Source organism: Methyloglobulus sp., assembly GCF_040079455.1.
Classification (GTDB): domain Bacteria; phylum Pseudomonadota; class Gammaproteobacteria; order Methylococcales; family Methylomonadaceae; genus Methyloglobulus.
Genome location: NZ_JBEBKJ010000041.1, coordinates 12,398 through 31,136, shown reverse-complemented (window position 1 = coordinate 31,136; position 18,739 = coordinate 12,398). Strand labels below are relative to the sequence as shown.

The following is an 18,739-nucleotide window of genomic DNA, read 5'->3' as shown; positions in this document are numbered from 1 at the left end:
CTGGTTTGGGCTAGGTTCTTCCAGGACATAGGCTATTGCTCGAACTTGAATAAAGGCTTATTTTACCCATTTTGGGGCTTGAGGTCGTGCAAAGGTCTCGTATTATTTACTTTTAGAGGTAAATATCGTCGTCGTATGTAAGAAAAGTAGGTTAGTTCTTATGGGGATCTCTAAAGATCCTCTATCCATCTGGGAGAGGGCTAGGGTGAGGGTTGTAAATGTTTGATTTTAAAACCCTCACCCCAACCTTCTCCCAGAGGAATACGGCGCGAGTTCCTTACTCGCTGCGGCACTTCCTCCATCCCTGGAATGCGAAAGAGTTCTTGAATTTTTAGAGATTTCCTTATGAGGTGATGGCAGATATTGAAAAACTATAAGCTCCTAAAGTACAACGGCACACATTTACTATACATTTACTGGAATCCGGTTACGATATCCGTGCTATTCATAAAATTATTTTGTTTAAGAGAGAACACATTGCAAAATCAGGACATTGAACGTTTAAAAACCATCGTGCAAAACTTGCTGGATGAGGCGAAACAACAGGGCGCAAGCGCAGCAGAAGCGGGATTAAGCCAGGAAAACGGCTTGTCGGTAACAGCCCGAATGGGTGAAGTTGAAACGATAGAACACCATTGCGACCAAGGTTTAGGCATCACCGTTTATTTTGGTCAGCGTAAAGGCACGGCTAGTACCACCGACTTATCGCCGGATGCCATCAAGGAAACCGTGAGTGCGGCGTGCAGCATCGCGCGTTATACCAGCGAAGATGAGTTTGCTGGCTTGCCGGATAAGGCGTTACTGGCAACAGAATTCCCCGATCTCGACCTTAACCATCCGTGGGCGTTAACTGCCGATAAAGCGATTGCGTTGGCGATTGAATGCGAGGCGGCGGCCTTGGCTGTCCATGCGGATATTACCAATTCGGAAGGCGCGACGGTAAATACCCATCAGGGCATACGTGTGATGGGCAATAGCCTTGGCTTTTTGCAAGGCAGGCTGTCAACTCGGCATAATTTAAGTTGTTCGGTGGTGGCGCAGCGTGGCGACAGCATGCAGCGCGATTATTGGTACAGCGTTGCCAGAAAAGCGAATGATTTGGAAACGGCTGCGGTAATTGGCAAAAAAGCGGGTGAACGCACGATCAAGCGTTTAGAAGCGCGTAGATTACCAACGCAACAATGTCCCGTATTGTATTGTGCAGAAGTCGCATCAGGATTAATCGGTTCCTTGATAGGAGCCATTAGCGGCGGTGCGTTGTACCGAAAATCGACCTTTTTGCTAGATGCGTTGGATACGCAAATCTTTCCGAATTTTATCCGCATCCACGAGCAGCCCTTGCTCAAAGGTGGGTTAGGTAGTGCAGCATTTGATGGCGAAGGCATTGCAACCCAAACCCGGGATATTGTCAGCGAAGGCTATTTGCGTGGTTATGTATTAAGCACTTATTCGGCTCGTAAGTTAGGCATGCAAAGTACTGGTAATGCGGGGGGAGTGCATAATTTGACCGTTACAACGAGTGCCAATGATTTTCAGGCCATGCTAAAAATGCTGGGTACTGGCTTGTTGGTGACTGAGTTAATGGGGCAGGGCGTTAATATGATTAACGGCAATTATTCGCGTGGCGCGGCAGGTTTTTGGGTTGAACGTGGCGAAATCCAATATCCGGTTGAAGAAATAACCATTGCCGGAAATTTGAAGGACATGTTCAAAAATATCGTTGCGATAGGTAATGATGTGGATTATCGCGGCAATACCCGAACGGGTTCGATTTTGATTGAACGGATGTCGATTGCAGGTGAATAGGCAATTAAATGAATGAAATGAAAATTCCCGATGAATCGGATTGGGAAGATTTTGACCCAAGATCCAGCATAGATACTGATGATTGTCATTATTATTACTTTGGCAAATCTAATAGTGAGATGCGGGAATCTTTCGAGCGAAATGTAGTGTTATGTGGAAATGGCTTAAGATTCATGCCAATAAAACCATTTCAGTATTATGTGTTGGGATTCCGTGATTATGTTTTAAATATGGGTGTTGAAATATGGGGACGATCTGATGCGGCTAGTGTTTATTTGAATGTTATCCTTAATGTTTTAGAAAAAAAGCCAGCTTTCGTTATTCCTATTTTCGATCAGTTAAAAGACTCAATAAATTATGTTGCTGAAAATCAAGCACTATATGATGCCGATCAGGCTATTTACGGGAGCTTTATAGAGCGTAGAAAAAAGATTTTTCAGTTGGCAGGGCAACATTAAACGGTTTAGGTCAGAGAATTAACAATTTCGGAGATCAACTGGGGGCCTTGATAAATCAAACCGCTATAAATTTGCACCAAACTCGCACCAGCTGCAAATTTTTCCTGGGCATCATCACTATTCAATATCCCGCCCACCGCAATAATTGGAATTTTGCCCTGCAATTCTGCCGATAAACCTTTAACGACTGCGGTGGACTTATCTTTAACCGGACTGCCGCTTAAGCCACCTGCTTCATTAGCAAGTGGGTGGTTGGCGATAATGGCTCGGTCAATCGTAGTATTGGTAGCGATAACCCCGTCAATTTCAAATTCCAATAGCAATTTGGCAATTCGGCTTATGTCTTCATTAGTCAAGTCTGGCGCTATTTTCAGTGCTAAAGGTACGTATTTTCCGTGTTCTTGTTGAAGCTTGAGTTGGTCTTCCTTAAGTGCTGCTATCAGTTTTCTGCTTTCGTCGCCTTGTTGTAATTGCCGCAAGTTCTGGGTGTTGGGTGAAGAGATGTTAATCGTAATATAACTGGCGGCAGGATAAGCTTTGCGTAAGCCGATTAAATAATCATCTGCTGCTTTCTCAATCGGCGTATCAAAATTCTTGCCGATGTTGATCCCCAAAATCCCCTGGTAAGCACTTTTTTTAACCTGAGTAAGTAAATGGTCTATACCTAAGTTATTGAAACCCATTCGATTAATGATGGCCTGATGTTCAGGCAGACGAAACAAGCGCGGCTTGGGATTGCCCGGCTGCGGCCTAGGCGTTACGGTGCCTATTTCAATAAAGCCAAAGCCCAAAGCCGCCAGCGCATCAATATAATCGCCATTTTTATCCAAACCTGCGGCTAGGCCGGCCGGATTTTTAAAACTTAGTCCCATCACATTGACGGGTTTATCATCTATGGATGGATAAAGCAGTTTGCCTAAGCCGGAAATGTAGGCAGCGTTTAACAGCTTGAGCGTTATCTCATGGGCGATTTCTGCATTCAAGGTAAAGAGCAGGGGGCGAAAAAGGGGATATAGGTTCATGTTTGGGTTTTTGTGGTGAGCATAAGGATCAACTAATAATACCTTTCGTGATTGGCAATATGCCTCAGCCAAATGGCGGACAGCTCCTTCTCCTCTCGGGAGAAGGTTGGGATGAGGGGATATAAAAAGCAAAAAGCCTTATTTAACCCCTCACCCTAGCCCTCTCCCGAGGGGAGAGGGGACTAAACCAACCTATCCAATCGATACGGTTCAGGGTCAACAGAACTAGGGCGATCTAATATCAAATCAACCATAAGTTGCGCCGAAGCCGGGGCCATCGCCAGCCCATTCCTAAAATGCCCAGCGTTAATGCTTAGATTACTGATTTCAGGGTGCTTATCTATATAGGGTACACCACAAGCAGTTCCTGGTCGTATTCCTGCCCAATGCTTAACTAACGGGTAATCCTTCAAAACAGGCAATAATTTCAGTGCGAAGTCACTGATCTGGTCTTTGGCTTCTGATGTTGTGGTCTTATCAAAGGTATTGGCTTCTACCGTGCTGCCAGCCAGGATATGCCCATCCAGCCTTGGAATTAGGTAATGTCCACCGTCCAGCACCATTGTCGGTAACGTATCCGGCTTGGCGGCGAACAGCAACATTTGCCCTTTTACGGGCGAAATTTGTGGGCGATTATCCCTAATAGTCGGGAAAAACTGCACCATAAGTTCAGATGTCCACGCGCCAGCCGAAATGATTAGCTGATTAATCGGCAGGTTGCCTATGCTGGTATTTATTGAAGTCACGCTGTTATTTTCGAGATTGATGGAGCTTAACAGGCAGTTTTCCAATAATCGTACGCCTTTTTGCAGCAAATCTTGCTTAAGCGATTTAATCAGCCTGGGATTGCGGATTTGGGCGATATGTGGCAAAAACAGTGGGTGTACAGGCGTTGTTTCTAATCCACCTAGCCTACGTTCAACCTCTTCAAAGGCAATCTTATTGTGATTGCACCAATCCATTGCTGCGGTGATGTCAGGATTTTGTGTAATTAATAAGCCACATGGATTCCATTCAGGGTCAATATCCGTCTCCGCTAAAAGCTCCGATGCCAAATTGGGATATAAGCCCAGGCTCTGCTTTACCAATTGGGTAATTCCCGGTTGTTGCCGCCAAGGATACAGCGGCAACAAAATGCCACCTCCCGCCCAAGAGGACTCCCGCCCAAGAAAACCTTTGTCGATAACCGTAACCGTCGCGCCAGCTTTATAAAATTCACGGGCGGTAAGTAACCCCATGATGCCGCCGCCTACAAGGGTGATGTCTGTGTTTGATGTCATGAAAGGAAAGGTGAGGAAGGAATTGTCTTGTCGGTAAGGCTATTTTCAATTACCCTTAAGGGTAACACAAAAATAACGAAGAATTGCTGTGTGGTTTTTTCGATATTTTTGTTGTTACTTGCAAACAATACAACAAAATAATTAAGAGTGTTTTGCAAGTTGTTGATTATAAATGTAAACATAATATAAAAAAAATGACACAAAAACTTGTAGTGTTTCTATTTTGCTGCTAGTATTAGCTCCGTAGGAAAGTTTTGTTGTATTAAAGCAAATTTTTGTAAAATAACAACCTCATGAGGGGGAACGATGATGAATAAAACTAAACTGGCACTTGGCATTGCTACAGTTACTTTAACAGTAGCCGGTGCTATGGTATCTCAACAAGCGGTAGCGGGTACACGCGCCCAACACCACGCGACGGAATCAGCTTTGGTTAGCAAAGTTGACGTGCTGGAAGCACAGCTACGCGCCATGCAAGATGAAATGTCAGCTATTAGAGCGGCATCAGGCCAAGGTGCTGATTCAGCTAAGGTTCAAGAGCTGGATGCGTGGATGCAAGAACATAAAAACCAACCAGATCGTCCAAAAGACAATATGGTGTTCTTCCGTGGCGCTTATGCTAGAAATGATCAACGGCCTATTGCCACAACTTCTAATGGAACAGGTGGTGATTGTTTGATTGCTGGTGCTATTGGTTGTGAAAGCAGTGATAAAGATGGTTGGGCTTTCGGTGCGGGTTTTGATTTTAGCCTGGATGATAACTTGTTCGGCTTGATGAACAATACCGAAGTATTGGCTGAATTAATGTTCGATTATAACGAATTCGGTAAGTTCCAAGGTAATGTTACTGGGGTAACTAACGGGGTTCCGGGTTCATCATCAACAACAACACAAAGTCAATTACGTTTGACTGCCGCACCAAAAATCAAATTTCTTAAAGGCAGCAAACTGAGACCATGGATTATTCCAGCCGGTTTCACGCTGAACGTCATGTCACCACCTAGCCAAGTTAATACTATCAGCCATTTGATGCCAGCCATCCATTTTGGCGGCGGTGTTGATTACAATATCTGGAAAAACATCTATGTAGGTGCCGACGTACGTTACAACTGGGCGCTTAACAAGCTTGATGGTACTAACGTCAACGGTTTCACCGCTGGTGGTTCTTTAGGTATAGGTTTCTAAGGAAACAGAATACGATACGGATATCGTTTGATAAGGATATCAACACACAAGGAGGGCGTAAGCCCTCCTTTTTTTTGTCTACCCTTTTTGTAGGTGCTATACTTAGTACCAAATATAGACATTAAGGTGCGTGCATGAAAATTTCAGCCGATATTAAACCTGTTAGTTATTTAAAGCTACATTCTGCGGATTTATTGAATCAGGTCAATGAAACCCACAGACCCGTCGTAATCACCCAAAACGGTGAGCCTAGGGCGGTATTGCAAGACGCTGACAGTTACGAGGCGATGCGTGCTACATTGGGTTTGTTGAAGCTGCTGACACAAGCGGAAAATGATGTGCGTGATGGCAATACCGTACCGCAAGATCAAGTCTTCAAGAATGTGGAAGCACTATTAGCTAGGTAATGGAAGGCTATTCAGTTGAGTGGAGCAAAACCGCAGAAAGCGATTTGATTGCCATCATCCAATACATTCACGCTAACAGTCCGCAAGCCGCAAGGAATGCTTTCGCCAGTATCAAGGATAAAACTGCTGACTTGGTGATATTCCCAGAACGTGGTCGCATCGTGCCGGAGTTGTTAGCGCACGGAATAGGGCATTACCGGGAACTGATTATTTCACCTTGGCGCGTTATTTACCGATTTTCAAGTGCTATTGTCTACGTTTTAGCCGTGATAGATTCCCGCCGCAATGTTGAAGATGTTTTGTTAGACCGTTTAATTCGGACGAACAATGAAAACCCTTTGTCCTGAGCTATCACCATTTGTAGCGTTCGAAACTTAGTGTTGACGAGCCATGCTTCAAAGTTTACACTCTGAAGTTAATACTTTAATACATAAGTATCTACACAAGTTTTCGGCTTAATAAAAACAACGAGTTGAAAAAGCAACGGACTCCCTCTCCTGCTGGAGAGAGTTGGGGTGAGGAGAATAAAATCAACTATTTACATCCCCCTCATCCCAGCCTTCTCCCCCGAGGGAGAAGGGGCAGATACTTGTGTAGATACCTATGACTTTAATGAGTGCTAATATGAAAGCAACAGCAAAGGAACTCAGGTTTCATTCTAAAGATCTCTTGGCTGCGGTCGGGAGGGGGGATAGTGTCGTGATCACTTTTAGAGGTAAGCCGTGTGCTAAATTAGTGCCTTACGAAGACAATAATCTGGTAGAGCATTTACGAAGCGAGGATAGCTTGTTTGGCATCTGGCGTGATCGCGAAGATGTCGCAAGCGTTGATGATTACGTCCGTGGTTTGCGTAAAAATCGGTTTTCATGATGTTGGTCGATACCGATGTGTTGATCTGGTATCTAAAGGGTAATCTCAATGCCCGAACTGAAATAGAAGCCTTGTCAGAGTTTTATATTTCGGTCGTAAGTTATATCGAGTTAGTTCAAGGAATGAGAAATAAACAGGAATTGACGTGTTTACGTCGGGCTTTGAGAGCGTGGAATGCAAAAATAGCGTATATCACGGAAGATATTTCAGCGAAAGCCATGTTCTATGTCGAACAATATTATCTAAGCCATTCCTTGCAGCTAGCTGATGCCTTGATTAGCGCCACGGCAGTTGCCAATGGGTTAGATGTTTTGACCGCAAATACCAAACATTACCACTTTTTGAAAGATATTACTTTGAAAGGGTTTAAGCCGGAGTAAGATGAAAACCCTTTATCCAGAACTAACCCCATATCACACGTTTTTCCTAAAAATCGGCAGCAAACATGCCGTTTATGTTGAATTGATTGGTAATCCCAATGGCATCCCCGTTATTTTTCTGCATGGCGGCCCTTGTTCTGGCATCAAGCCCGACCATCGACGGTTTTTTAATCCTGAGCAATATCAAATCATCCTATTCGATCAACGCGGTTGTGGTCAGTCCTTGCCATTCGGCGAGCTGGAAAACAATACCACACAAGATTTAATCGACGATATGGAGCGGATTCGCAACCAGCTAGGTATTAAAAAATGGCTGGTGTTTGGGGGATCTTGGGGCGGTACATTGGGTTTGCTGTATGCGCAACAGCATCATGATAAAGTCTTAGGCATTATTATTCGTGGTGTATTTCTGGCGCGACAGCAGGATATGGACTGGTTTATCTTATCGGGTGCAAACCGGATTTATCCTGAGCAATGGCAGCGATTGGTTGACTGCGCGCCAGTACAAGCACAAACCAATCTTGTCGAGGGCTTATGGAATGCCATTAATAGCGAAGACTGCAAAGCAAATGCTAAGGTTGCGAAGGAATGGTCAGCCTGGAATGGGCAGCTTGCCATGGGGAAAGCGTTTCAGTTTTTAAGCCAGGATGAGTCGACTTCAGAGAAAATGATTGAACAGGTACGAATGGAAATTCACTATGCTGTTCACCATTACTTTATTGAAGATAATCAGATTCTTGAACATTGCGACTTGTTACAAAATATTCCAACCACGATTATTCATGGTCAATATGATCTCGTTTGCCCAATGGAAGCCGGTTTAAGCTTATATAAGGCATTGCCCCGCGCAGATTATATCGTATTGCCAAATGCCGGACATATCGCCCAGCACGAAGAGATGATTGACGCTTTGGTTGCTGCAACAGATCGTTTTGTTACTTTACTGAATACATAATGCACAAAAAACGTTTGATTATTGGGTTGACTGGCGCAACCGGTGCTATTTATGGCGTGAGAATGCTACAGGTTTTGCGGGAACAGGAAGACTGGGAGACGCATTTAGTGATTTCTGCTGCGGGTGTGGTCAACCTGAAATATGAAATGGGCATGAAACGAGCTGAATTGATCGAGTTGGCGGATTTTAGCCACGGTATTAATGATATCGCAGCGAGTATTTCAAGTGGTGGATTTAAGACAGAAGGCATGATAATCGCGCCGTGTTCGATGAAAACATTGGCAGCAGTTGCCCACGGTTTTGGCGATAATCTGATTTCTCGTGCCGCCGATGTGGTGCTTAAGGAGCGGCGCAGATTAGTGTTGATGCCCAGGGAAACGCCGCTTAATCTGATTCACATAAGAAATATGGCTGCTGTGGCGGAAGCGGGTGGCATCATTTTTCCGCCCATGCCTGCTTTTTACAGCAAATCCGATTCCTTGCTTGCGATGGTAAATGAAACCGTAGGCCGGGCGTTGGATATGTTTGGCGTTAATGTTGAGGGTTTATATAAGCCATGGGAAGGTATATGAGTCCCTTGTCAGTGCTTACTTACCGAAAAGTAAATACCCCAGATAGCCTAATACACTGAACATCAAGAGAGCAGTCAGAGTTAGCACTATGGTGTACTTCTTATCGACGGTAGCATACTTTTTCTCCATGTCTGCAAGTCGGTTGTCGAATTCGGGATAATAGTCGTCGTCATAACTATCCTTGTGATTTTTATTTGCGACGGCTGAAGGCACAAAATCAAAATCTTCTTCCAGCTCTTTGAGAAACTGGTTAAACCGTTGTTCCAGCTCCAAGATTTGAGCATCCAATTGCTGGTTCATTTTTTCTTTATGTTCGTTTGCCATCGTGTATCAAAATCCTAAATAGTGTGGATACACCACATTGTGACTAAATTATATAAAAGTTACATCAATTATAGTACCAATCAAGAAATTTGCTTGTTGGTTTTTTAAAGTTAATTGTTAAAAATGGCATTTTTCATTGCGTATTTATTTGAGCGTGTAATTGCACACCATCTGTCTTAAAATGATCTGACAAGCGGCATGAAGCGTGAGTTCAAACATCTTGTTATTGTTGCAAATTCTGCGCGTATGCTTGCCCAAGCAGCCTATCAAGCAGGCTTGAAGCCTTTGGTTATTGATCTTTGGGGAGACCAAGATACACGGAGTTATGCGCATGAAACTCAACAAATCTGTTCATTGGCAGAAGAAAATTTGTTGCCGGCGATTGATTATTTCCTGAGGCGATATCCGGTCACTTGTGTAGTTTATGGCAGCGGTTTTGAACGGTATTCCGGCAGTTTAAATTGGTTAAGTGATCGCCTGACATTGCTTGGAAATCAACCTGACGTTTTTACCAAGCTACACGATAAACCCGCATTTTTCTCATTATTGGAAGTGTTGCAGATTCCTTATCCTAGGGTGACGTTTGTCAGTCCGGATCATAATGAAGATTGGTTGCTTAAGCCCATGCAAGGCCAAGGCGGGGTAGGAATAAGAAGGTATTCTTCGAGTAAAGCCAGTGAATCAGATGTTTATTGGCAAAAATATCAACAAGGCATACCTCATTCTGTGCTGTTTCTTGCCGATGGTAAGCATAGCCAGATCGTAGGCTTTAATCGGCAATGGACAACTGCATTAAATGACGCTGATGAGTTTATTTTTTCAGGAATCATCAATAGCACTGAGTTGTCGCATGAGCAAAAAAAACAAATACGTGTTTGGTTAGATAAATTAATTCCAGCCTTGTCGCTTAAAGGATTGAATTCGCTAGATTTTATTCAACACGATCAAGCCAGCTACGCACTGGAAATTAACCCCAGACCACCTGCTAGTATGCAGTTGTATGATGCCGATTTATTAGTCCGGCATATCAAGGCATGTGACGGTGAATTGCTCGAATATGAAATGCTGCAAGATGGTTTTACCGCTTATCAAATCGTTTATGCCCAGCAGAATACGCAGATTCCTGATGGGTTTGCATGGCCTGAAGGTGTTGTAGATATACCCAATACCGATGCCATAATTAGCACGGGTCAGCCGATTTGCAGTATGATTACGCACGGAAAAGAGCCGCAACAGGTTCTGGAGCAGTTGCAAATCAAGCAATCGTTTATCACTCACTCATTAAACAGGTTTCAAACTCATGGAATATAGTGCCAGCGTCAATAAACTCGCCCAACCTTTAGTGAAAACCCTGCTTGATAACGCCGCCGCCCTGCGTATCGGCGTTGAGCAATTAAAGAACGGCTGCACAATTATTGATGCTGGGATAAAAGCGCCGGGCGGTCTTGAAGCCGGACGAATTATCGCCGAAATTTGTATGGGTGGCCTAGGCAAAGTGTCGATTAGCCAACGGGCTTATACGACAAATTGGCCGTTATCCGTTAACGTCCATACCAGTAATCCGGTGTTGAGTTGCCTAGGTAGCCAATACGCGGGTTGGAGCTTGTCGCAAGATAAATATTTCGCATTAGGTTCCGGCCCCGCACGGGCGATGGCGACCAAAATAAAAGACGAGAAAAAAGAACCGGTCGAAGAATTATACAAAGAGCTGGCGTATCAAGATGCTTGCGATACGGCGGTATTGGTGATTGAAAACGATGCCGCGCCGCCCCTGGAAATCATCGAGAAGGTGGCGAAAGCCTGTGGCATTCCCCCCAAACAGCTAACCATTATCGTCACGCCCACCAGCAGTTTGGCGGGTTGTGTGCAGGTGGTATCACGGGTATTGGAAGTCGCCATGCACAAAGCCCATGCGTTGCATTTTCCCTTAGATAATATTATTGATGGTAGTGGTAGCGCCCCAATCTGTCCGCCGCATCCAAAATTTGTCAAAGCGATGGGACGTACTAATGATGCCATTTTATTTGCAGGGCAAGTTCATCTGTTTGTTAAAGGTTCAGATGAAGCGGCACAAAAACTGGCGAACGACTTACCTAGCTCGACTTCAAAAGATTACGGCAAACCGTTTGCCGAGATTTTCAAGCAATACGAATACGATTTCTTCAAGATTGATGCCATGTTGTTTAGCCCTGCTGTGGTAATTGTGACGGCGGTGGAATCGGGCAACAGTTTTAGAGCGGGGAAATTGGATAATGCGTTGTTGGATCAGTCGTTTGGGGCGTGAGATGTTACATCAAAGAAAGGGAATACTATTCTTTGCCTAAAGCTATATTTTCAAACACTCGTGGAGGCTAGAATGAAAAAAATAATAATGACTTTATTTGTTTCATTATTTTGGACAGTTTCTTTCGCTACCGAATCAGTACCTAAGTTTTCAGATTACCCTGTTTCAGAAATGTACATGGGCAAAAATCATCCTTTAGTTATGGATGAAATCGGTAAGGAATTTAAAACCAGACTTAAAGATGCAATAAAAAATGAAAAATCAGCATTCGCCGGACATTATTTGATCGTTGGCTGGGGATGCGGAACTGGCGGGTGTAATACTGGGGCAATAATTGATGCAATTACTGGAAAAGCTTATTTATTACCAGTTGCCCTTGCATCGGTATACCCACTTAAAAAGGAATTTGAAAATGAAAGTGGGCAAGAGCATATCTATAAGTTAAACAGTAGGCTTATGATATTTGCTGGGGACATTGATACATCTGAAGCAGGTGGTGGTGATGATAAGATTGAGTTTTATGAGTTTAAAGATGGAAAATTTAGTTTTATTAAGTCAATGCCTTATGGTAAAAAAGGTGTTTCCGAGTAAAATTTAATGCAGAAAAAAAGTAAAATTGAAGCAATGTCGTTATGTGCTAAGAAATTTGCACATTGGGATAAGCTTCGAACCATACAAAATAGCAAAATAATTAGCTCAACATATGTTTGGTTGTTTGTTGTTCCTCTTGCTGCAAAGTTTCTCTCAAAAATAAATGATACTTTCAAAATTACCACAGATGGGATTGTGTACGAATTTGTATTAAAACTACCGTTTTCATGGGAAGTCTTTTTCTATTCATCACTATGTTTTGTTATTGGAAATATATTATATGTAGTAAAGGCGCCTGGGTTAATAAAGGATTATAAAGATTATGGCGAATTCATAGGGTCAAGGAGGAATCTAAGACACCTATCTAAATACAAGACTGAAAAATATAAACAACATCTAAGAAAAATTTACGATGAAGAATTAGCACATAATGAGATGATGGAACAATTAGTCAGAAACGCTGGAATTGATAAAAAACAATCCCCTAAAAAACCTGAAGAAGATCAGTTTTGGGAACAATATGATTATTTAAATCTAGAATATGAATATTATAGATATGTGTGTACTGCTTTTTATGCGATAGGTTTTTTGCTATTTTCTTGGGTAATTATAAGAAATATTTTTTGGGTTTTAACATACTAACTCCGTAAATTAGCCCTGTAGGTTGGGTTACGACGCGCTTAAATGATGGTGTGCGTTTTGCAATGTTGCCATGCGCGTCTAACCCACAGTTTCGTAAGAATTGAGTCTGTAGGATGTATAAGCGTAGCGCATCCATCGAAAACAGCTTTGAATATGACTTTAATTGTGATGGATGCGCTACGCTTATACATCCTACCCAACTTGCCACTTTTCTTAATTTAAACTGCAATGTGGTTTTACCTTAGCAAAATAGTAATTTCCGCACTGATTATTGTACTAGTTTCGGAAATTGCCAAGCGCAATAGCGGCTTTGCTGCGTTGGTAGCTTCGCTGCCGCTTACTTCATTGCTTGCGATTATCTGGCTTCGCATTGAAGGGTCGCAAATAGCGCAAATTGCTGAATTATCTCAGCAAATATTTTGGTTGGTGCTTCCGTCCCTTGCGCTGTTTTTGTTGTTCCCTATGCTACTTAGGTATGGTTTGACCTTTTGGCTAAGTTTGAGCCTAGCAAGTTCTGCGACTATTTTGTGTTATTTGTTGATGATCCCGCTACTGCGCCGATTTGGTGTGTCGATTTGAATTTCCTCTGTATTTCACATAAAGCCAAAAAATCAGGTTGATATGTCTGGGCGTATTGTAATTTTTACCGACGACCCCGGCTGGCATGGCAAGGAGCTTACCCAAGCCTTCGCCAAGTTAGGGTTTAGCAGTAGCTTTGTGTCCTTGACCGAATGCAAATTCAACATTCAACCCAGCTTAAGTCCGGTCATCATCCCTGGTTTTGAGCAAGCCCTACCCGATGCAGTGTTTGTGCGTGGCGTTCCTGGCGGGTCGCTAGAAGAAGTTGTCCTCTATTTGGATATACTGCATGCCTTAAAGCTGTTAAATATTCCGGTTTACAATGACGGACATGTGATAGAACGCAGTGTCGATAAGGCCATGACCAGCTTTCTTTTGCATCAAGCCGATTTGCCAACGCCATTGACTTGGGTGTTAAGAAACCGTGCCGATGCCATCAAGATTGCCGAAGATGAGCTTAAAAAAGGGCATTATCTCATCACCAAGCCTTTATTTGGCTCGCAAGGTGAAGGCATACGCCGGATCGAAAAAATGACCGACCTGTTTTGGTTGGCTGCAAGTAACGGCGTGTATTATTTGCAACGCTTTGTGCATTGCGCGGGTGAGGGTTTTTCCGATTACCGTGTTTTTGTCATCAATAATCGCACCGTTGCGATTATGCGACGACGCGGAAAATCCTGGTTAAACAACGTTGCACGTGGTGCAAGCTGTGAAGCGATAGACTTAGATCCGGCGATTGCCGATATAGCCGTGCAAGCCACCAAAGCATTGTCGATGGATTACGCGGGTGTGGACATCATCCAAGACCGGGAGGGGCAATATACAGTGATTGAAGTGAACAGTATTCCTGCTTGGAAAGGGCTGGAAAGCGTTGTCAATACCAGCATTGCTACGTTACTGGCGGAAGATTTGGTCAATCGGCATATCAAATGTGTAAGCCATGAAACCATTGCCGCAGTTTCATGATAGACCAGCAACAACTCGCCGAGCTTTATCGCCAAGCCTGTGAAATTGAATTGCAGGCATTCAAACCCGGCAATGTCAGCGTTTATGCTGAGGGTCATGGCATGACGGTAAGCGATTTTCGGATCAGTGCCGAGGTAAGTGCCGTGCCACTTTGTAATCCCAGTTATAGCCTGGGTGAAAAGATATACTACGCAGTCAAGGCTACGCGTGATGCCGTAGGTTGTAACACCAATTTAGGCATCATCATACTGTGCGCCCCGCTCATTCAGGCGGCTACCCAGGTCAGTGAGGATGTGCGCTTACGGCAAGCATTAAATCTTGTTCTTGCCTCGACTAATATTGCCGATGCGAATTGGGTTTTTAAGGCAATTAGCTTGGCAGCGCCAGGCGGGTTAGGCAATTCTGACGAGCAGGATGTGCATAATCCCGCAACAGTTACGCTCGTACAAGCCATGCAAATAGCCAGTAGCAGAGACCGGATAGCTCTGCAATATGTCAGCGATTACAAAGATATTTTCGATTTCGCCGTTTTAAGGTACAATGCCAGACTTGGTCAATGGAGTGATAAAAGTTGGGCAACAGTGTTCGTTTATGCGGAGTTGTTAAGCCAATGTCCCGATAGTCATATCGAAAGAAAGCATGGGAATAAGTACACAGAATGGATTGCTACAAGGATGCGGCAATTTCTTGAGGAGTTTGGTCAAACAACTGACCCAACGCAATTAAAGCAAGCGCTTTTTTGCTTGGATACAGAGTTTAAATCAATCGGTGTTAATCCTGGCACTACAGCTGATATGACTGTAGCGACTGTATTGTCAGTGCTTATTGAAGAGTTTCTTCACTAAAAACACTGGCAAATCTTCATTAAGAATCTGTTCAAACCAAATAAAGATTTAATTCTATTTCACAATTCTTCAGAGGAAAAAATAATCATGGCAAAAATTAATAATATGTGTGTTGGCGAGTCTTTAGTCGGTGACGGAAACGAAGTCGCTCACATTGATTTGATCATTGGCCCAAGAGGTTCTGCGGCTGAAACTGCTTTTGCAAATTGCTTGACCAACAACAAAGACGGTTTTTCTAGCCTGTTGGCGGTAGTTGCACCTAACCTGATGGTTAAGCCAGCGACTGTTATGTTTAACAAAGTCACTATCAAAAATGGCAAACAAGCAGTACAAATGTTTGGCCCAGCACAACGTGGCGTTGCCATGGCTATCGCTGATTGCGTAGAAGACGGTACAATTCCTGCTGATGAAGCGGATAATTTGTTCGTAGCAGTGGGTGTATTTATTCACTGGCACGCTGAAGACGACGCAAAAATCCAAAAATACAACTACGATGCTACCAAAGAAGCGTTAAAACGCGCTGTTGCTGGTTCACCAACAGCCGCTGAAGTAGTAAAAGCCAAAACCACTGCTAAACATCCGTTCGCTCCTAACTAAGCTTTCTGCCTATTTAGAGTAAGATGTTGAAAATACCTCGCTGTGCGGGGTATTTTTTTGCTTACATTCCTCCTTAGTGCTTTTGCATATACTGCAAACATATCCGTTTCACTAATGGTTATCCTTAAAATTTGTCCAAAATTATTTTGGTTTCTGGTTACGCCGAAGCCACCAAGGAGTCGATTTTTGTATCGTTAGTTAAATTCACCGATTAATAGTTTCAACTCAGAGCTTTTGCTATTTGATCTCGATGTTATGCGATAATTATCGTTGAAAATAATAATAAACGGCAAATAAATAAGGAAGGTACATGTTCTCATTGCAAACCATCTTCGGCAAAGGTGATAAATTCTATGGCTTGCTTGAAGCCAGTGCAGAGTCAGCAAGTTCGTCGGCGACGGCGTTAATCGAACTTTTGAGCACCCCAGTATCGCAACGCTCATTGGAAAAGTTTAAACAGGCACGTCGGCGGGAAAAAGATTTATTCGCGCAAATCAGTGAAGAATTGGTCAATACCTTTGTTACCGTACTGGAACGTGAAGATATTGAAGCCCTTAGCAGTGCGCTTTACAAAATCCCTAAAGTCGTAGAAAAGTTTGCCGAGCGGTATAGCTTGGCTATGGCTCGTGTTGGCGACGTGGATTTCACTAGCCGTGCCGTTATGCTGGAACAAGCTTGCGAGGTTGTGGAGCAAATGGTTGGGCAATTACGTCATGGCATGGATTTGGATAAAATCAAAGCGTTAAACGATCAATTGCAAACTATTGAAGGCGAAGCTGATCGTCAAATACTTGAATTATATCAGGAAATATATACTAATGAATCCGATCCAATCCGTTATCTGATCAAAAGGGATTTGTTTGAGTTTCTTGAAAAAGCGATTGACCGCTGCCGGGATGCCGGAAATGTTATTTACCATATCGTCTTAAAAAACTCATAAAGGATTGTCATGCTGACTATGCTCTTGCTCGTCATCCTGGCAGCGCTGGTATTCGAGTTCATCAACGGGTTTCACGACACCGCAAATTCGATTGCTACAGTGGTTGCCACTAAAGTATTGACACCCACACAAGCGGTCATGCTCGCCGCCTCCACCAATCTGGTCGGTGCTTTATATGGCACGGCAGTCGCTAAAACCATTGCATCGGGGTTGGTCGATACTAATTTGGTTACCGTTACTTCCGAAGTACTGATCTGTGCGTTGCTCGGTGCAATTGTCTGGAATCTTATTACTTGGGCATTAGGGCTGCCATCGTCTTCTAGCCATGCCTTGATTGGTGGCTTATGCGGTGCTGCGCTGGCTGCGGGAAACAATAATTTCGATGTGTTGATATGGTCAAAAACGGCTGCGGTCTGGACAGAAAATAAAGGCTTGCTTTGGAAAGTCGTGATTCCCATGGCAAGCTCGCCAGTTGCTGGTTTTTCCTTGGGGGTCATCATAATGGGTGGCTTGATGGCCGTCATCAGCGGTTTGAATTCCGCTGGTGGGATAATGGCGCGTATGGCGCGACCTAAGTGGGTTAACGTCGTATTTGGGAAAGCCCAGCTTTTATCGGCGGGATATATGGGGTTTGCACACGGCAGCAACGATGCCCAAAAAACTATGGGTATCATTGCCTTAGCGATTTTTTCTGCTAACAGTGCCGGAATACTCGATCACTTACCAGCCTGGGCCGAATTCTTACGACCAGATGGCGGCGAAAAAGACATCGACACCTGGATCATCTTTACCTGTGCGCTGGTTATGGCTTGTGGCACAGCGGTTGGCGGGTGGCGCATTATCAGAACGCTCGGTCACAAGATGGTGAAATTACACCCGATAAACGGTTTCGCAGCAGAAACCAGCTCAGCGACCATTCTGCTAATTGCTGCCCATTTTGGTATGCCGGTTTCTACCACACACAGTATTTCAACAGCAATTATGGGTGTGGGTTTTGCAAAAAACCCGCACGCACTTAAATTGACCATCATCGAACGAATCATTTGGGCATGGGTCTTGACGATTCCAGCAGCAGGTGGTTTAGCTTGGGTAATGGTGAAGTTGGTGTTTTTGTTGCATTAGCGCAAGATAAACAGCATTTTTCATATAAGGGGGCCTCTAAAAATCCCCTCTCCGGTATCTAGACAACTTTTCAATATAACAAAAAAAATGGGTTGCCAAATCACCAAGCCCCCTCTCCTGCTGGAGGGTTGGGGTGAGGAGAATAAAATCAACTGTTTATATCCCCCTCATCCCGACCTTCTCCCAGAGAGGGAGTTTTTTGAATTTTTAGAGACCCCCATAAGGCTGCGATGTCGTTGGGATTGATTTTGCCATTATGTAGCGCAGTGGCGATAAGCGCTTGATGGATTCCTATTTGCGCTAAGTTCATCAAATCATCACTATCCCTTATTCCCCCCGCAGCAATGATTTTTTGCTGGGGGTAATCTTTACGGTAAGTCGATAATCTATTCAAATCAGGGCCTTGATTGCTGCCTACTCTAGGTAAACTCATTATGATAATATTTTCAGGCCATAACTCTTGTTTAGAAAACAAGGCTTTTGCACCCAGCTCGCCGGTTACCGAATAATCCAATGAAAGTATAAAATTGTTTTCAAATGCCTTGATTTCAGAGATATTTTCATCCTGAAAAGATTCACTGCCCAGTATCGGGCAATAGTTGGTTCGCTGTTGAAATTCGTCATTGCATAAAGGATAACCACTATCAATCCAGAACCAAACGTGTGGAAAAGCAGTTAGCACACCGCCTAGCAAAGCGGCATTATTACTTTGGCGGGTAATCGCGTTAAGATCAGCAATGTAGATGATAGGAAAGTGGAATCGAATCAAAAAAGCATCGATTACATCAAAAATATCTGAGGATTTGCATAGTTCAGACTTTAATGGCGCGTAGTCATCACGATTACCGAGTTTAGCGTGTACGACGACACCATTTTTGAGGTCGATAACTGGGATTATTTGCATAGTTGAGCTG

The 18,739-nt window shown here is 43.6% G+C and carries 23 protein-coding genes; 19 read left to right on the top strand and 4 right to left on the bottom strand.

Going from position 1 to position 18,739, the window contains the following annotated elements:
* Window positions 1-477: 477 nt before the first annotated feature.
* Complete coding sequence (gene pmbA / locus ABL924_RS10350; RefSeq protein WP_349027016.1) at window positions 478-1,806, top strand: metalloprotease PmbA; 1,329 nt, start codon at window positions 478-480, stop codon at window positions 1,804-1,806.
* An 8-nt stretch (window positions 1,807-1,814) separates the two neighbouring features.
* The gene (locus ABL924_RS10345; protein WP_349027015.1) at window positions 1,815-2,264 is read left to right on the top strand and encodes a hypothetical protein; all 450 of its coding nucleotides are present in this window, start codon (window positions 1,815-1,817) and stop codon (window positions 2,262-2,264) included.
* A gap of 5 nt (window positions 2,265-2,269) precedes the next feature.
* Here ABL924_RS10345 and ABL924_RS10340 read toward each other — a convergent pair whose 3' ends face one another.
* Window positions 2,270-3,286: a quinone-dependent dihydroorotate dehydrogenase gene (locus tag ABL924_RS10340; RefSeq protein WP_349027014.1), complete on the bottom strand. Its 1,017-nt coding sequence runs from the start codon at window positions 3,284-3,286 to the stop codon at window positions 2,270-2,272.
* Window positions 3,287-3,468: 182 nt separating this feature from the next.
* Window positions 3,469-4,566, bottom strand: a complete 1,098-nt coding sequence (locus ABL924_RS10335) for an FAD-dependent oxidoreductase (RefSeq protein ID WP_349027013.1) — start codon at window positions 4,564-4,566, stop codon at window positions 3,469-3,471.
* 306 nt (window positions 4,567-4,872) lie between these two features.
* Here ABL924_RS10335 and ABL924_RS10330 point away from each other — a divergent pair, with 306 nt between their 5' ends.
* The 7 genes from ABL924_RS10330 to ABL924_RS10300 all read left to right on the top strand — a co-directional run bounded on the left by ABL924_RS10330 (window position 4,873) and on the right by ABL924_RS10300 (window position 8,935).
* Entirely contained in the window at window positions 4,873-5,751 is an 879-nt protein-coding gene (locus ABL924_RS10330) for a porin family protein (RefSeq protein ID WP_349027012.1), read from the top strand.
* 134 nt (window positions 5,752-5,885) lie between these two features.
* The gene (locus tag ABL924_RS10325; RefSeq protein WP_349027011.1) at window positions 5,886-6,158 is read left to right on the top strand and encodes a type II toxin-antitoxin system Phd/YefM family antitoxin; all 273 of its coding nucleotides are present in this window, start codon (window positions 5,886-5,888) and stop codon (window positions 6,156-6,158) included.
* Complete coding sequence (locus ABL924_RS10320) at window positions 6,158-6,505, top strand: type II toxin-antitoxin system RelE/ParE family toxin (protein WP_349027010.1); 348 nt, start codon at window positions 6,158-6,160, stop codon at window positions 6,503-6,505. Before ABL924_RS10325 ends, ABL924_RS10320 begins: the two co-directional genes overlap by 1 nt.
* Before the next feature lie 277 nt (window positions 6,506-6,782).
* The gene (locus ABL924_RS10315; protein ID WP_349027009.1) at window positions 6,783-7,028 is read left to right on the top strand and encodes a type II toxin-antitoxin system prevent-host-death family antitoxin; all 246 of its coding nucleotides are present in this window, start codon (window positions 6,783-6,785) and stop codon (window positions 7,026-7,028) included.
* Window positions 7,025-7,408: a type II toxin-antitoxin system VapC family toxin gene (locus ABL924_RS10310; RefSeq protein WP_349027008.1), complete on the top strand. Its 384-nt coding sequence runs from the start codon at window positions 7,025-7,027 to the stop codon at window positions 7,406-7,408. Before ABL924_RS10315 ends, ABL924_RS10310 begins: the two co-directional genes overlap by 4 nt.
* A 1-nt stretch (window position 7,409) precedes the next feature.
* Window positions 7,410-8,363, top strand: coding sequence for a prolyl aminopeptidase (pip, locus tag ABL924_RS10305; RefSeq protein ID WP_349027007.1), 954 nt, complete (start codon window positions 7,410-7,412; stop codon window positions 8,361-8,363).
* Window positions 8,360-8,935, top strand: coding sequence for a UbiX family flavin prenyltransferase (locus ABL924_RS10300; RefSeq protein ID WP_349027017.1), 576 nt, complete (start codon window positions 8,360-8,362; stop codon window positions 8,933-8,935). The genes pip and ABL924_RS10300 overlap by 4 nt, the downstream gene beginning before the upstream one ends.
* Before the next feature lie 15 nt (window positions 8,936-8,950).
* On the opposite strand, the gene ABL924_RS10295 is transcribed toward ABL924_RS10300, so the two are convergent.
* Window positions 8,951-9,259 carry a hypothetical protein gene (locus ABL924_RS10295; RefSeq protein ID WP_349027006.1) on the bottom strand — a complete coding sequence of 103 codons (309 nt, stop codon included), beginning with the start codon at window positions 9,257-9,259 and terminating at the stop codon, window positions 8,951-8,953.
* Window positions 9,260-9,457: 198 nt separating this feature from the next.
* On the opposite strand from ABL924_RS10295, the gene ABL924_RS10290 reads away from it, so the two are divergent.
* The 10 genes from ABL924_RS10290 to ABL924_RS10245 all read left to right on the top strand — a co-directional run bounded on the left by ABL924_RS10290 (window position 9,458) and on the right by ABL924_RS10245 (window position 17,825).
* Window positions 9,458-10,570, top strand: a complete 1,113-nt coding sequence (locus tag ABL924_RS10290) for an ATP-grasp domain-containing protein (protein WP_349027005.1) — start codon at window positions 9,458-9,460, stop codon at window positions 10,568-10,570.
* A complete protein-coding gene (gene mch, locus ABL924_RS10285) occupies window positions 10,560-11,543 on the top strand; it encodes a methenyltetrahydromethanopterin cyclohydrolase (RefSeq protein ID WP_349027004.1) in 984 nt (327 codons plus the stop codon). Before ABL924_RS10290 ends, mch begins: the two co-directional genes overlap by 11 nt.
* Before the next feature lie 72 nt (window positions 11,544-11,615).
* The gene (locus tag ABL924_RS10280; protein WP_349027003.1) at window positions 11,616-12,134 is read left to right on the top strand and encodes a hypothetical protein; all 519 of its coding nucleotides are present in this window, start codon (window positions 11,616-11,618) and stop codon (window positions 12,132-12,134) included.
* 6 nt (window positions 12,135-12,140) lie between these two features.
* On the top strand, window positions 12,141-12,776 hold the full coding sequence (locus ABL924_RS10275; RefSeq protein ID WP_349027002.1) for a hypothetical protein: 636 nt from the start codon (window positions 12,141-12,143) through the stop codon (window positions 12,774-12,776).
* 228 nt (window positions 12,777-13,004) lie between these two features.
* Window positions 13,005-13,355, top strand: a complete 351-nt coding sequence (locus ABL924_RS10270) for a DUF3147 family protein (protein ID WP_349027001.1) — start codon at window positions 13,005-13,007, stop codon at window positions 13,353-13,355.
* 42 nt (window positions 13,356-13,397) lie between these two features.
* The gene (locus ABL924_RS10265; protein WP_349027000.1) at window positions 13,398-14,321 is read left to right on the top strand and encodes a RimK family alpha-L-glutamate ligase; all 924 of its coding nucleotides are present in this window, start codon (window positions 13,398-13,400) and stop codon (window positions 14,319-14,321) included.
* Entirely contained in the window at window positions 14,318-15,166 is an 849-nt protein-coding gene (locus ABL924_RS10260; protein WP_349026999.1) for a triphosphoribosyl-dephospho-CoA synthase, read from the top strand. The genes ABL924_RS10265 and ABL924_RS10260 overlap by 4 nt, the downstream gene beginning before the upstream one ends.
* Window positions 15,167-15,253: 87 nt before the next feature.
* A complete protein-coding gene (gene fae, locus ABL924_RS10255) occupies window positions 15,254-15,763 on the top strand; it encodes a formaldehyde-activating enzyme (protein ID WP_349026998.1) in 510 nt (169 codons plus the stop codon).
* Between the two features lie 310 nt (window positions 15,764-16,073).
* The gene (locus ABL924_RS10250) at window positions 16,074-16,703 is read left to right on the top strand and encodes a pit accessory protein (RefSeq protein ID WP_349026997.1); all 630 of its coding nucleotides are present in this window, start codon (window positions 16,074-16,076) and stop codon (window positions 16,701-16,703) included.
* A 9-nt stretch (window positions 16,704-16,712) separates the two neighbouring features.
* Entirely contained in the window at window positions 16,713-17,825 is a 1,113-nt protein-coding gene (locus ABL924_RS10245; protein WP_349026996.1) for an inorganic phosphate transporter, read from the top strand.
* Between the two features lie 148 nt (window positions 17,826-17,973).
* On the opposite strand, the gene ABL924_RS10240 is transcribed toward ABL924_RS10245, so the two are convergent.
* On the bottom strand, window positions 17,974-18,729 hold the full coding sequence (locus ABL924_RS10240) for a HisA/HisF-related TIM barrel protein (protein ID WP_349026995.1): 756 nt from the start codon (window positions 18,727-18,729) through the stop codon (window positions 17,974-17,976).
* Window positions 18,730-18,739 lie beyond the last annotated feature (10 nt).